15 protein-coding genes are annotated in these 13,187 nt (G+C 41.0%); 6 read left to right on the top strand and 9 right to left on the bottom strand.

The genetic code is table 11. The features are described from left to right. Window positions 1–172 precede the first annotated feature (172 nt). Window positions 173–859 carry a DsbA family oxidoreductase gene (locus IHE35_RS01360; RefSeq protein ID WP_242788682.1) on the top strand — a complete coding sequence of 229 codons (687 nt, stop codon included), beginning with the start codon at window positions 173–175 and terminating at the stop codon, window positions 857–859. A 53-nt stretch (window positions 860–912) separates the two neighbouring features. On the opposite strand, the gene IHE35_RS01355 is transcribed toward IHE35_RS01360, so the two are convergent. Then, a complete protein-coding gene (locus IHE35_RS01355) occupies window positions 913–1,113 on the bottom strand; it encodes a dodecin family protein (protein WP_004813529.1) in 201 nt (66 codons plus the stop codon). Between the two features lie 401 nt (window positions 1,114–1,514). Between IHE35_RS01355 and IHE35_RS01350 the strand changes: the two genes are divergently transcribed. The 4 genes from IHE35_RS01350 (at window position 1,515) to IHE35_RS01335 (ending at window position 4,764) form a co-directional block, all read left to right on the top strand. Next, entirely contained in the window at window positions 1,515–1,670 is a 156-nt protein-coding gene (locus IHE35_RS01350; protein ID WP_242788680.1) for a hypothetical protein, read from the top strand. 272 nt (window positions 1,671–1,942) lie between these two features. Further along, window positions 1,943–2,122 carry a hypothetical protein gene (locus IHE35_RS01345; RefSeq protein WP_242788678.1) on the top strand — a complete coding sequence of 60 codons (180 nt, stop codon included), beginning with the start codon at window positions 1,943–1,945 and terminating at the stop codon, window positions 2,120–2,122. A gap of 12 nt (window positions 2,123–2,134) precedes the next feature. Next, entirely contained in the window at window positions 2,135–3,550 is a 1,416-nt protein-coding gene (locus IHE35_RS01340) for a hypothetical protein (protein WP_242788676.1), read from the top strand. 83 nt (window positions 3,551–3,633) lie between these two features. Beyond that, a complete protein-coding gene (locus tag IHE35_RS01335; protein WP_242788675.1) occupies window positions 3,634–4,764 on the top strand; it encodes a hypothetical protein in 1,131 nt (376 codons plus the stop codon). A 515-nt stretch (window positions 4,765–5,279) separates the two neighbouring features. On the opposite strand, the gene htpG is transcribed toward IHE35_RS01335, so the two are convergent. The 5 genes from htpG to IHE35_RS01310 form a co-directional block, all read right to left on the bottom strand. Beyond that, window positions 5,280–7,199 carry a molecular chaperone HtpG gene (gene htpG, locus IHE35_RS01330; RefSeq protein WP_242788673.1) on the bottom strand — a complete coding sequence of 640 codons (1,920 nt, stop codon included), beginning with the start codon at window positions 7,197–7,199 and terminating at the stop codon, window positions 5,280–5,282. A 112-nt stretch (window positions 7,200–7,311) separates the two neighbouring features. Then, window positions 7,312–7,656 (bottom strand): lysozyme inhibitor LprI family protein, encoded by a 345-nt coding sequence (locus IHE35_RS01325; protein WP_242788668.1) that lies wholly within the window; start codon window positions 7,654–7,656, stop codon window positions 7,312–7,314. A gap of 166 nt (window positions 7,657–7,822) precedes the next feature. Beyond that, a complete protein-coding gene (locus IHE35_RS01320; RefSeq protein ID WP_242788663.1) occupies window positions 7,823–8,425 on the bottom strand; it encodes an OmpW family outer membrane protein in 603 nt (200 codons plus the stop codon). Window positions 8,426–8,698: 273 nt separating this feature from the next. Next, on the bottom strand, window positions 8,699–10,066 hold the full coding sequence (locus IHE35_RS01315; RefSeq protein ID WP_242788657.1) for a Na+/H+ antiporter NhaC family protein: 1,368 nt from the start codon (window positions 10,064–10,066) through the stop codon (window positions 8,699–8,701). 99 nt (window positions 10,067–10,165) lie between these two features. Next, on the bottom strand, window positions 10,166–11,032 hold the full coding sequence (locus IHE35_RS01310) for an alpha/beta fold hydrolase (protein ID WP_242788656.1): 867 nt from the start codon (window positions 11,030–11,032) through the stop codon (window positions 10,166–10,168). A 116-nt stretch (window positions 11,033–11,148) separates the two neighbouring features. Here IHE35_RS01310 and IHE35_RS01305 point away from each other — a divergent pair, with 116 nt between their 5' ends. Beyond that, entirely contained in the window at window positions 11,149–11,640 is a 492-nt protein-coding gene (locus IHE35_RS01305) for a DUF4442 domain-containing protein (RefSeq protein ID WP_242788655.1), read from the top strand. 69 nt (window positions 11,641–11,709) lie between these two features. Here IHE35_RS01305 and IHE35_RS01300 read toward each other — a convergent pair whose 3' ends face one another. The 3 genes from IHE35_RS01300 to IHE35_RS01290 all read right to left on the bottom strand — a co-directional run bounded on the left by IHE35_RS01300 (window position 11,710) and on the right by IHE35_RS01290 (window position 13,090). Further along, window positions 11,710–12,066 (bottom strand): DNA transfer protein p32, encoded by a 357-nt coding sequence (locus IHE35_RS01300; protein WP_242788654.1) that lies wholly within the window; start codon window positions 12,064–12,066, stop codon window positions 11,710–11,712. 141 nt (window positions 12,067–12,207) lie between these two features. Further along, entirely contained in the window at window positions 12,208–12,678 is a 471-nt protein-coding gene (locus IHE35_RS01295) for a hypothetical protein (RefSeq protein WP_242788653.1), read from the bottom strand. 193 nt (window positions 12,679–12,871) lie between these two features. Then, a complete protein-coding gene (locus IHE35_RS01290) occupies window positions 12,872–13,090 on the bottom strand; it encodes a hypothetical protein (RefSeq protein ID WP_242788652.1) in 219 nt (72 codons plus the stop codon). Between the last annotated feature and the right edge of the window lie 97 nt (window positions 13,091–13,187).

Here is a 13,187-nt window from a genome sequence, read left to right as displayed (position 1 = left end):
TTCACAAAAAACATGAATATTCAGGCGAAGAATCAACGCCCAATTCGATAATAAAGAATTTTTTTAATTTTCAATTCTGCAATCTTCTACGTGATTCTTTCAGCCTATTCAGCCTTTAAATTCTGGCTATATGCCCTCATACTTCTCTTAACAGAAATATTTAGGAAGTTTCATGCGCGTAGATATCTGGTCAGATGTGGTCTGCCCTTTTTGTTATATCGGTAAAAAACGTTTAGAAGCTGCTGCAGAACAGGCAGGTGTAGAACTTGAAGTTCACTGGCATAGCTTCCAGCTTGACCCGGAAGCACCAATACGTCAGGAAATTTCTAATTCTGAACGACTTGCGCAGAAATATGGTCGCACTGTGCCTGAAGTCGAAGAGATGCAACGCAATATTGCCGAGATGGCCAAGGCAGAAGGTATCGAGTTTAACTGGGAAGGTGCCAACTCAGGCAATACCTTTAATGCTCACCGGATTATTCATCTTGCTCAAAGCAAAGGCTTAGGTAACGAAGCCGAGGAAGCATTCTTCTATAGTTATATGACCCAAGGTCTAGCTATTGGTGAGCGTGAAACCTTGGAAGATGTAGCAGCTCGTATAGGACTGAATCCAGTTGAAGTCGATGACGTATTGAATTCAGAAGAATATGCAGATTTTGTTAAATTCGATCAGGAAGTTGCACGCGACCAATTGAAAGTAACAGGTGTGCCGTTCTTCGTATTCGACCAGCGTATTGCCTTGGCCGGTGCCCAACCTAAGGAAGTATTCGTACAAGTCCTAGAAAAAGCCCTAGAGCCAGCGCAGGCTGCTGCAGAACAGTGTACTGATGATCAATGTGAGCTACCTAAATCTGAATAATATAAGACACATAAAAAATCCCCATTTGAAATGGGGATTTTTTTGTTCTATATTTATTCGACCAGAAAACTGATTTTAAGATTGACCCTGTATTCAGTAATTTTATTGTCTTTGATGACAACTTTTTGTTCATTAATCCAGGCACCCTGAACATTCTTAACGGTTTCTGTGACCTTTGCAATTCCAGTCTGAATCGCATCCTCAAAGCTCTTATTGCTGCTTGAATTAACTTCAACCACCTTTGCGATCGCCATGATGAAACTCTCTTTTTATTGTGAGTGAAGCGTCATCATAGTGGATTTAAATCTTGAGAAAGAGTTCCTTAAACATCAAATAGCAAATCCTTACATGCGTTTTACAATACTGTTTTTCACTTCAGCCTAGCAAGCATTGCCTAACCTTTTAATTTTTTCATCTAGAAATTTTATTCTCATTTGAATTCTTGCTTTAAATAAACCCTAAGAAGAATAAGCTCTGCAAGAATTAGAGTAAAAGTTCTAATTTATTGTTTTTTATAAATAAATTTTTATTATTTTTTAGAAATTGCCGAATCAATCATTTTTTAATAATACCGCTTTGATATCATTTTCACACAAATAAGGTTTTATTTTCTCCCAGTTCAATTTATTGAACATCAACTTATAAAGGTCATATTATGAACGCAATTAAATTTGTTTTGGCTGCAACTGTAATGGCTCTTTCAGTAACAGCTACTGCGCAGATTGTCTACACACCTGACTTTCCAGCAAAAAAAGCTGCTGCAGTTGAAACTGTTGCAGCGGATAACGCTGAAACTGTAAAAGAAGCCTAAATTTTTTAGTTTCTTTCTTAAAAACAGGCTGAAATATTCAGCCTATTTTTTATTTGTGTAGGAGCACATCAGAGAAAAAGATTAAATTTATATTTAATCTTATTTCAATGACCTCAATATTTTGATTAATTATCGATCTATGTGATCTTTAACACTATTCCAAATTTTATCGCGCTATATTTCTAGAAAATAATTGATAAAAAATAACATTTTTATATTTTTCCTCCATATAATCAAAAAATGATCATTTTTTATATGCAACAAGTTTTGCTATGAATGAATTGCAGGCTTTAGTACAAGGTAAAATTTCGCCGCAGGCGATTTCGATTGATCATCTGTTGCAGATGGCCGAATGCTATACCGACCCTAACTCGACTGAATATAAACTGATTGAACTGGCTGCTAATATTATTCTGGCCAAAAGCCTGGACAAAGCACTTAAATATTTATAATAGATAACGATAATGAATGCTCTTGAAAAAGTACGTCTGATTAAAGAACTGCATGAATTAGGACATGATCTGGATCATCAGAGTCTCAGCTTATATGAAGTAGCCCGCTCTAAAAAGCGTGTGCACGAAATTTTCCAGCAGTGCAATGAGCCTATTTTTAAGAAACAGCTGCTGGCATTCAAAACCCGTATTCAACCTGAAATTGCTGCACAAGAATTTGCTCGAGAAACTCATTACTATCATAGCTTCCGTGGTTTCTTTTTCACTGAAGGTCTTCTGAATGAAGCCCTGTATGCTCACCCTGTTTCCGGCTGGGCTTTCTTATATGACCCTAAACGTGGCTGGCAAATCTGGCTGATTCCGGCACCGCAACGTACTACATTGATCAGTGAGTGGAACCTTGATATAGAGCAGAGCTTTAGCTGGCTGTTACACCAGCAACAGCTTTCTTCCTGTTTGAAAAGCGATCATGAATTACAAGCTACTGCGCCCCCATTATCTTTAGACATGGTTGAAGAAAAGCTTCCTGCACCGTCTATAAATACTTATATCTCCAAACATGAGATTTGGGCGAATACTCAAGTTTTAACAATTCAACAGAAATCCGCAACTGAGCTTCAGACAATAGGGTCTCCGGCACAATTAAATTTAAACCATTCAGAGCCAGAGAAACACCAAGTAGAGAATGAGGAAAACGTCGCAGTACCCGATATTCCAGCTACTCTAGAATTCCAGGATTTATTATTTCAGGTTTCTGACTTCAGCTTTGCTGAGGCGCGTAATCATTATCTTTTTGAATTAAGCCTAGATTCTGAGTCATCCGTACAACATCTCAAAATGGCTTGGCATTATCAGGAACATATTGACTGGTCCTCTCAACCAGTTTATCTGGCTGAGCAAATCGATAGCATGGGACGCTTTAGCCACTATTGCATGCTATTAGGAATAAGTGAATGGCAGCAAGCCATACAATTAATGCAGTTCTGGGGACAGCAACAGAATTATCGTATTGCCGCGATTAAAACGATTAGCGCTGTTGAATTAGGTACTAAATTTTTGCAGCTTGATTCACTCTATCAAACTTATTCCGAGCAAGCTCAATTGATATGGCAACAAGAGGATTATTTCCCATTTATTCCTCTGCATCAGATTACAACCAAAAAATTCATTCTATTTGATGAGCAGCCAGCCAACTTTAATACTCCTCTTCTGTTACTACAGGAACGTCAAAAATTGCGTGTGATTCATGGGGAACAACGTCTCAAGCTTTCCGCTACAGAACAGATGTACCCGTGTTTGATTCTGAAACGTGATCAGCAAATTAACTGGCAACTGATTCACCAGATCCTACTGGATGTTAAAGCGCCTGTTGCGGTAGCAGAACTTTATGCAAGCATCCTGGATAAGGCTTTAGAAAAATTGATGTAATTTTGTAGCTATGGTTGCTTTTATGAGATGCAATTCTGCAAACTTATTCTTGAAATATAAAGAAAAAGAGCAAGAATAGCCCTATGAAAAAAAGCAGGATTTTGTCCGCATCTCTCCTACTGATTACTTTACCAAGTGTTAGTCCAATACTTTGGGCCGGGCTTGAACAATCGTCTGATACAAGTCAAACAGCCGAGGCCGATCATCAGGAAGCGGAACCTTCCAAAGGCTTTAGCTTCCTTGACTATATTCCGCGACTCATAGATAGCACTCCAACGTTTCTACCGGAGCAGTCTAGTGAAGCCATTGTCCCCAGCATTAATGAGACTGAAGACAGTAGTTGGGTCGATCGAAGGCAAAAAGGAGTTCGTCACTGGACGAACCGTACTGCAAATAAAATTGATCACTGGTTTGGTGAGCCAGATGAAAATGAACCGGCACGTGCCACACTCAGAGTGATCGTGGATAATAGCTGGAACAAATATGATGAATATGAAGTTAAGCCCCGGATTCGTGGCCGAATCAAGCTTCCTACCTTAGAACGTAAACTTAGTGTAGTTTTTGGTGATGACAGCCTCGATAATGAACTGAATGACAATGTTGCGATCACCAATGAGAATCCAGGCAATGCGCCTGACAGACGGCTGGACCGTAGCCGGACACGAGAAAATAACAGCTCTCTCGCATTGCGCTGGTCGGAACTTTCTAAAAAACTTCCTTTTGAAACTGATCTGGATCTGGGGGTTCGTTCTGGCGATGATATCTATGTCCGTGTAAAAGCAAGTCGAGATTGGGCACTACATAACGACTTCTCCTTCCATGCCGAACAGATCTATCGTTACGGGATTGATAGTGAAAACTATCTGCGAACCAACCTGGAATTAATCCATGCGCGCCCTAATCAACCTTTTCTCTCCAACCAGTTCAGCCTGATCTATGCAGATGAACAGGATGATGATTTACGCTGGAATAATTACAGCTTTCGACAGCACCAGTTCTTTAATGCTCACCGCTTCAGTTACGGCCTCTATACTGGGGGTTATATGAATGACAAAGATCTACGCCTGAATACTTGGGGACCCTATACCTCTTGGCGTCAGCCTTTTCTTCGTGAATGGTTCTTTGTGCAGACTGATGTCAATTATTTAAATGACCATCGTGAGGATCGGAGTCATTACCTAGGTGCCGCAGTCCGTCTGGAGGCCATCTTCTAAAATCAATAGTGCTATATATGCAAAAAGCCCATAAAAGATGGGCTTTTAAAACCAGTAAAGCTTTCATTCATTAAATCTTCCTAAACACAATACGGTCGTACGCATGATACGTTCAGTTTGCCAAGCTGGCTTGATGAAAGGCTATATAATTGTTCCGCTGTACACGATCAACCTATAAATTTTAATTTTCATAGTCTTATTAAAAAATTATACGATCAGTACGCACCATTTTTTTCAGCGCTGGTTCGCCATTGTAAGCTGGCCCATGGAGATCAGTAAGGCTGTTAACAGACTCATGACGATTACTGATTTTATGATTTATATCTCCATTAATTTAATAATTACTACTATTGATTATTTAATACAATATTATCTTTTTATTTGATGAAACACTTTACTGTATTTTTTTATCTTGATGATGGATGCTTCAGATCACACCTCCTTTATCATCAAAAACTTCCAGTAAATAATCATAAAAAAACCCTTCTAGTAGAAGGGTTTTTCAAGTTTAAAATTTAAGCTAATAACAGACTGTTAATACGCTTTACATATTCGGCCGGATTCTCTGGTAAACCACCTTCAGCAATCACTGCCTGATCAAAAATAACATTGGCCAGATCATCAAACTGTGTAGAACCTTCGAGTTTTTTCACCAATGGATGTTCAGGATTGATCTCTAAAATCGGTTTCATATCCGGTACTGGCTGGCCCGCATCTTTCAGCATACGGATCAGTTGAGGTGATAACTCTCCTTCTCCAGTCACCAAACAGGCTGGTGAATCCACCAGACGTGTTGTTACACGCACTTCTTTGGTTTTATCCTTCAATGAATCCGTGAGTTTATCGACTACCGGCTTGAACTGCTCAGCAGCTGCTTCAAGTGCTTTCTTCTCTTCAGCATCTTGCAGATCACCAAGATCTACTGCGCCTTTAGACACGTTTTGCAACGGCGTACCATCAAACTCATGTACGAAGTTCATTGCCCATTCATCTACACGCTCAGACATCAGTAGCACTTCAATGCCTTTTTTCTTGAAGACTTCTAGCTGAGGGGAATTTTTCGCTGCATTCAGACTGTCAGCGGTGACATAATAAATTGCCTTTTGGCCTTCCTTCATGCGTGCTTTATAGTCTGCCAATGAAGTGATGATTTCATCATTGCTTGATGTCGCATAACGCAGTAATTTCAGGATACGTTCACGGTTACTAAAATCTTCCCCCAAACCTTCTTTCAGCACAGCACCAAATTCACGGTAGAAAGTTTTGAAGTTTTCCTGATCTTTTTCATCTTCAGACTTGGCCAGATTATCCAGCATGGTCAGGATACGACGGGTATTGCCTTCACGAATCGTTTTGACATCACGGCTTTCCTGTAGTAATTCGCGACTTACATTTAATGGTAAATCTGCACTATCCACCACACCTTGTACAAAGCGCAGATAGTTTGGAATCAGGTTATCCGCATCATCCATAATAAAGACACGTTTCACATACAGCTTGATCCCTGCTTTGGCATCACGGGTGAAAATATCCTGTGGAGCCTTGCTCGGTACATAAAGCAGTTGGGTGTATTCAGTGCTACCTTCCACACGGTTATGGGCCCAAGCTAGTGGTGCCGCAAAGTCATGCGTCAGGTTCTTATAAAACTCGACATACTGTTCTTCAGTAATCTCAGACTTGTTACGAGTCCATAAAGCACTGGCAGAGTTGATTGCTTCCCACTCATCAGTCTTCACATATTGGCCGCCTTTTGGCTCTTCACCTTCTGCTGCTTCTTCTTCCTGCCAGACTTCTTTCTGCATCTGGATTGGCAAGCTGATATGGTCAGAATATTTATTAATAATCTGCTTCACTTTATAGCTTTGCAGATAATCCAGAGCATCTTCACGCAAATGCAGGATAATGTCCGTACCACGGCCGTCTTTAGTGATCTGTTCAACTTCGAAATCACCTGTACCCCCACTGATCCAGCGTACGCCTTCAGACTTGTCCGCACCTGCACGACGGGACTCTACAGTGATCTTGTCAGCGACAATAAAGCCTGAATAGAAACCGACACCAAACTGACCAATCAACTGGGCATCAGCTTTTTGATCCCCGGTCAGTTTCGACATAAAGTCTTTAGTGCCTGATTTGGCAATCGTCCCCAGATTATCAATAGCTTCTTGCTGGCTTAAGCCAATGCCATTATCAGAAATAGTAATGGTTTTATTGTTTTGATCGAGGCTGACCCGAACACGCAGGTCAGGTTCATTTTCATAATATTCAGGATGATTGATCCCTTCAAAGCGTAACTTGTCGCATGCATCTGAAGCATTTGAAATCAATTCACGCAGGAAAATTTCAGGGTTTGAGTATAGCGAATGTGTCACGAGGTGCAGTAATTGCGCTACCTCGGCCTGGAAACTATGCTTTTGTGCGTTTGACTCGCTCATTCTTCACTCCTTTCATTATTGGAAACAGACTTAAGCTGATGCCTATATGAATGGAGTGAGTTGTTTAATTTTCAATAGTATCTAATGATTTTCATGCAAAAAATTTAATCATTCAAAATGGTCCCTGACGGTAAACCCGATCAAATTGCAAGTCAATCTGCTGCTGGCGCATTTTATACACCTGCATCAGACAGTCAACAGACTCCTGACACTGATCACGAAACTGTAACCACTTGACCTGATCCCGCTGAATGACCGAGCGCGTACCCATAGGTACAAGATGACGGATAATATTGTAGCTGGTAGCCATTTTGACATCGGCATCATTGAGTACACGATGCTGGCAAATCGCTTTTTCCGTCTGTGACTGGGCCTTTTGACAGTCAAAACTTGCTGCATGACTTTGGGTCATCCAGACCACAACGAAGATCAATCCACTTCTAAGCAACCACTTCATTCTTGATCTTCCTATTCTCTTTTTTGTATTCAAACTATCTTTAACTTTATTCAATTCAATATATTTGAACAGGGCGAATCTGCTCAATTTAATCACGTTATAAATCGTTGTTATTTTTCAAAAAAAAGCCCTATCTGTAGATAGGGCTTTTGGATAATTCTAAAACTTAGAATTTGTAGCTATAGCCGAGAGTGTAAATCATTGGATCAATATCAAGGTCAAACTTAGCTGCTACATCTCCACTCAAAGTAACCTCAGGGCTAATTTGTGCATAACGTGCATCAAGGAATACACCCCAGTTTTTGGCATCTGCTGGCTGGAAATTAAAACCAATCTGACCTGCAAAACCAAAATCTTCTTTAACTTTAACATCAGTATCATCTAGGCCTTTTGTACGCTCATCCCAAGCCACAAATGCTGTACCACCTACCCCAATATATGGAGTAAAGCCAGTTGAGTTTTTAAAGTGGTATTTTGCTGTCAGCGTTGGCGGTAAGTGTTTAATACGTACAACATCTGTACCATTCAATTCAACATCGTGATTAATTGGTGTAGCCAACAATAATTCAGCAGAGATATTGTCATTAAAGAAATATTCAACAGATGGTGTAAATGCTAATTCATCTGCAGCTTTTAGCTCAGCATCTGGGCCAAGCTGATAGTCACCAGTAGGAGAAACAATTGAGCCACCTACCTTCACTTGCCATTGGCCTGCCATCGCAGATGCCGAAAGACCCATTAATGCAATTAGAGCAACTTGCTTTAACATTTTTAATACCCCACGGGAAGAATAATTATTAAGAAAAATATATCTTAATTAATAATAAACATGGTTAAAATTAATATGCAATAGATATTATAAAATCAAATTATAAGTATTATTTAAGTATTTGTTATTAATGTATATTTATTTTAATCTGACCAACATGGTTGGTTTAAAATACCAACCATGTTAATCTGATTTAATCATTATTTATTCCAAGAAAATAAGTCGGAATTAATAGACATTAACTCAATCAAAATGCATGAAAAGTCACACATTTTAAAGCACTATTGCTGCGATCCAGCCAAAAATCAGCAATGGAATGTTGTAGTGGATAAAAGTTGGAATCACACTGTCCTTCATATGGTCATGTTGACCATCCATATTCAGGCCAGACGTTGGACCAAGCGTAGAATCTGATGCTGGCGAACCTGCATCACCCAGTGCTGCTGCGGTACCAATAATCGCAATCGTTGCTTCAGGACTGAAGCCAAACTGAATGCATAATGGTACATAAATGATGGCTAGAATTGGCACCGTAGAGAATGATGAACCGATGCCCAGAGTTACCAGCAGACCAATCAATAGCATCAGGAAGGCTGCAAGCGCCTTACTTTGACCAATCCATTCTACAGAGGCCTGAACCAATGCAGGAACCTGATTGGTCGCTTCGATCACAGATGCAAAACCTTGGGCAGCGATCATGATGAAGCCAACCAGTGCCATCATACGCATACCGGTAATGATTACATCATCTGCTTCTTTCCACTTAAAGATTCCGGCACAGCTCAGAATTGCCACACCCACCAGACCTGCAAGAATCATAGAATCTGAATACAGCTGCACAGCCAGCGTTGCTACAACTGCAATCACTGCCATCCAAATGGTGAACTGAGCGATTTGAGGTCGACCTGCCTGCTGTTCCACACCTAACTCAGCAGAAATACTTTGCTGTTGTTCAACGTGAATGTCTTTATAAAGACGTGGTTTACGATAGCTGATAAAGATTGCGACCAGCAAACCGATAAACATACCAAATACCGGAATTGCCATCGCCCCTGGAATCTGGTCATAGCTAATCTGAAAGCCATAAGCTTTACCAAAGTTATTGATGTTCTGACCCAGAATATCATTCAGGAAGATCGCACCAAAACCAACCGGAACCAGCATATAGGTGGCAACCAGACCAAACGTAAGCAAACAAGCCACCAGACGGCGGTCTAACTGCAAATGGTTAAATACGATCAATAAAGGCGGAATCAACACAGGTATAAACGCGATATGCACAGGAATCACGTTTTGGGAGAAGACCGCTGCAATTGCAACAGTTGAAAAAATCACATATTTAACACGATTTTGTGCTTTAAGATCAGCTTCACCTTTTAAGGCACTAATCATCTTATAAGCCAAGAGATCAGGCAGGCCTGAACGTGCCAAAGCTAAAGCAAATGCACCTAAAATACCGTAGGCTAAGGCAATTTTAGCGCCACCACCTAAGCCATTATTAAATGCATCTAAAGTTCCCTGCAGGCCTAGGCCTGCCAGCAAACCACCAACAACAGCACCAATAATCAGGGCAAATACTACGGGTACGCGTGCCAGAGCGAGTCCAAACATGACTCCGACAGCAGCAAGAATCGCAAACATAATGAATTGGGAATCAGAGAAAGGAAGGTATTTTATCAGAAAATGCGAATAAAAATTCCCCTACATTTTCACCAGTCCGAATCCATCTTTATGACTGAATTAAGCATGCTGTTGAGTAAACTCACGGATAGAGTCTGCAATGAGTTTTGGCTGGCTTAAGATTGCCCAGTGGTTGGCATCTAGCTCAACTCTAGAGAAAGTTTGCACCCATTTTGGCATTTCATCGACCAGCTGTGGACTGACAAAATTATCCCGCTTTAACACAATGGCCTGTACTGGACAGATGGCATAGCGTTCACGAGGCTGGAGCAATCTTGGGATAAAATTGGCCCGATATAGACCAACACCATATTTTCCATCTTTAACAATATTCTGGTTCAATGGCAGTCCTTCCTTGCCTTCCAGTTCCTGAATAATTCTGCCCCAGCGCTCAGGATTGAAAAAATTCCATGCAGTTGGTGCCAGCCAAGGCAACTGAAACATAGCGATATACCAAGACTTGCTTAATTGTTTAAAAAATCTTGATCTGTTCTGCTTGAACTGATTCCGCATCCAGAAGACGGCATGATCCAGACAGGGACCTGATATCGTGGTAAAGGAGAGAATACGGCCCTCGAATCTTGGATCAGTCACCGATTCCCAGGACTGGATCGAACCCCAGTCATGTGCTGCCAAATGAAAAGATTGTCCAGGAAGGATGGTATTGACCACTTCCTCCAGATCCATACTTAGACGCTGCAGACGATAATCACGGATATATTTAGGAATAGATGAATCCCCTGCACCACGTACATCATAAGTGACAATAAAATAATCCGGCAGATAGACAATTACATTTTTCCAGACCTCCTGATGATCTGGATAACCATGCACCAACACCAAAGCCGGCTTGGTGATATCACCAAAGGTTCTTACTGCAAGACGCTGCTGATCACTGGTTGCCACCCATTGAGTTTGTGCTTCCATCTGGCCTTCCCTTATTGTTATTGACCGTTTATTTTATAACTCGGCATGTTTTATCAATGCCATCATAATTTTGTTGTTCTAGTATGCATAGCTATACAAGAAAAAAGAATGTCAGTATGAGCCTATTACGTAAAATTCAAAGCCTGCCTCTGATCACCAAATTTATCTTAAACCGCTATGCACCCTATCGTGGAGCGGGTATCGAAATTGATGAACTGGATTATGCCAATTATCACATTCGCGTGAAAATGCCACTGACTCGTAAAAACCAGAATATTGTCGGCGTACATTTTGGTGGTAGCCTGTATTCCATGGTCGATCCCTTTTACATGCTGCTTCTGATGCATCATCTGGGACCCAAATATATTGTCTGGGATAAAGAAGCGACCATCCAATTCCTTTCTCCAGGCCGCGGAACCGTATATGCAAACATACGCATTGATGCTGAAGAAGTAAAAACTATTATGGATCTGGCGGCTGATCATGCACCTGTCTATCGCAACTATCAGGTCGATATTTATGACGATTCAGGTGTGCGTATTGCAGAAGTAAAAAAGACCGTATACATCCGTCGTAAGAAACCTAAGGCTCTCTTTAAAGATAAATAGAAATTGCATCAACAAAATAAAAGCGCCAGTACAGGCGCTTTTATTTATGAATACCAGACGGTGCTGTGATTAACGTCGTTGCTCGATCGCTGCACCTGCACCACCACCAATGGCGCCACCGATTGCTGCACCGGCATTACCACCAAAAATACTCTTACCAACGGCTGAGCCAACAGCGCCCCCTACACCACTGTAGGTTGCATTACGGTTAGAGCCACCTTGGCTTTTACTTCCGACAGCTGCACCGGCACCACCGCCAATAGCAGAGCCCCAGCCACCGCCGACACTATTACCAACACCGCCACCGACTGCACCACCTAATGCTGCAGCACCCACACGTTGATCACGGGCAGACATGTTTTCACAACCTGCTAACATAAAGGTTGAAACTGTCACCGCAGCTATTACGCCGATTAACTTTTTCATGATCCAGCTCCCTGTTCGATTCCTCTGTCTTATGAATTAAGAGTAACCGGAATTTAAGGAGCAATTTATAACAAGATGTTAAATCTTGAAACTCCCCTACGCTATTTTGTAAATAGCACATGAAAGTGGATCTTTTTAAGCTTATTCCACAGTATCTACCATCAGTAAATCACGAGTGGTTGCACCATCTTCCGTCATCACGGTATGCGTGATTCTGGCTTTATCAGCCCCTGTATTTTGCTGTAACTTTAGAGTTCGTTTTAAAGGTTCTACTTGGTCTTTTTTAAACTCAACACCTTCAGCATCAATAGTTCTGGTTTGCTGGATGATTTCACCATCCTGCTTCAATGTCGTATTCAATTCAATTTTAGAAGTTGGAACAATCACACCACCCTTCTGAATCACTGGAATTGACAGCCTTTTATCTGAGAATTGTCCGAGCGTGTCATCAAATACCACCTCTTTAGCGACAATATCCTTACCTTTATTGGTGATTTCCAGAATGGTGGCTTCGACGTGACGTACGGGTTTCTGTCCTTCTACCCGGCGCAGCACTTCAGTTTTTAAGACAGGAACCACCGCTTTATCTTCAACCATAATGGAATTTGGCATAGGTGCTGCAAATGAAACAGTTGAGACTACGAATAATGTTGTAACCGCTAATTTTTTACTTATAGAACGCATTCTTTCCCCTCAATAAAAAATAAGCACTGATCTGAACAAGTAGTGCTTGTACTACAGATCATCTGTATGGATGGATCTGTATTCACGGTCAGTGCCTAAATAAATCTAAAGCTGGTCTACTTTACTGAGCAACAGCTTCTGATGCTGCAACTTCATCGGTTTCTACTGGTGCCGCATCCAAAGGCTGAACTTCTTCATTTGCCGCCGCTGGATCGACCACGACTTCTGTTTCATCAACAGAGGTATTGTCTACTGCTGCTGTATTTTCTGCCTGATCTTTAGAACACGCAGTTAGACCAAGTGCTAGAAGGAGTACAGCTGAGATTGCTAAAGTTTTCATCTTATTGTTCCTAATTAAGTTTATGTTTTCCTAAAGAATACTTGCATATTTTAGGGTGTGATTTCAAATCATTGTTTAAAAGCGCTGAATTGAATAC

It is taken from the genome of Acinetobacter sp. ASP199, from assembly GCF_022700675.1.
GTDB lineage: Bacteria > Pseudomonadota > Gammaproteobacteria > Pseudomonadales > Moraxellaceae > Acinetobacter.
The sequence above is the reverse complement of the archived record's forward strand: the minus strand, read 5'-3'. Positions and strand labels throughout refer to the sequence as shown.

Excerpts from the sequence above, each read along its gene's own strand:
- IHE35_RS01360 (WP_242788682.1), top strand. The coding sequence starts at position 173 with ATGCGCGTAGATATCTGGTCAGATGTGGTCTGCCCTTTTTGTTATATC.
- IHE35_RS01355 (WP_004813529.1), bottom strand. The coding sequence starts at position 1,113 with ATGGCGATCGCAAAGGTGGTTGAAGTTAATTCAAGCAGCAATAAGAGC.
- IHE35_RS01350 (WP_242788680.1), top strand. The coding sequence starts at position 1,515 with ATGAACGCAATTAAATTTGTTTTGGCTGCAACTGTAATGGCTCTTTCA.
- IHE35_RS01345 (WP_242788678.1), top strand. The coding sequence starts at position 1,943 with ATGAATGAATTGCAGGCTTTAGTACAAGGTAAAATTTCGCCGCAGGCG.
- IHE35_RS01340 (WP_242788676.1), top strand. The coding sequence starts at position 2,135 with ATGAATGCTCTTGAAAAAGTACGTCTGATTAAAGAACTGCATGAATTA.
- IHE35_RS01335 (WP_242788675.1), top strand. The coding sequence starts at position 3,634 with ATGAAAAAAAGCAGGATTTTGTCCGCATCTCTCCTACTGATTACTTTA.
- htpG (WP_242788673.1), bottom strand. The coding sequence starts at position 7,199 with ATGAGCGAGTCAAACGCACAAAAGCATAGTTTCCAGGCCGAGGTAGCG.
- IHE35_RS01325 (WP_242788668.1), bottom strand. The coding sequence starts at position 7,656 with ATGAAGTGGTTGCTTAGAAGTGGATTGATCTTCGTTGTGGTCTGGATG.
- IHE35_RS01320 (WP_242788663.1), bottom strand. The coding sequence starts at position 8,425 with ATGTTAAAGCAAGTTGCTCTAATTGCATTAATGGGTCTTTCGGCATCT.
- IHE35_RS01315 (WP_242788657.1), bottom strand. The coding sequence starts at position 10,066 with ATGTTTGCGATTCTTGCTGCTGTCGGAGTCATGTTTGGACTCGCTCTG.
- IHE35_RS01310 (WP_242788656.1), bottom strand. The coding sequence starts at position 11,032 with ATGGAAGCACAAACTCAATGGGTGGCAACCAGTGATCAGCAGCGTCTT.
- IHE35_RS01305 (WP_242788655.1), top strand. The coding sequence starts at position 11,149 with ATGAGCCTATTACGTAAAATTCAAAGCCTGCCTCTGATCACCAAATTT.
- IHE35_RS01300 (WP_242788654.1), bottom strand. The coding sequence starts at position 12,066 with ATGAAAAAGTTAATCGGCGTAATAGCTGCGGTGACAGTTTCAACCTTT.
- IHE35_RS01295 (WP_242788653.1), bottom strand. The coding sequence starts at position 12,678 with ATGCCAAATTCCATTATGGTTGAAGATAAAGCGGTGGTTCCTGTCTTA.
- IHE35_RS01290 (WP_242788652.1), bottom strand. The coding sequence starts at position 13,090 with ATGAAAACTTTAGCAATCTCAGCTGTACTCCTTCTAGCACTTGGTCTA.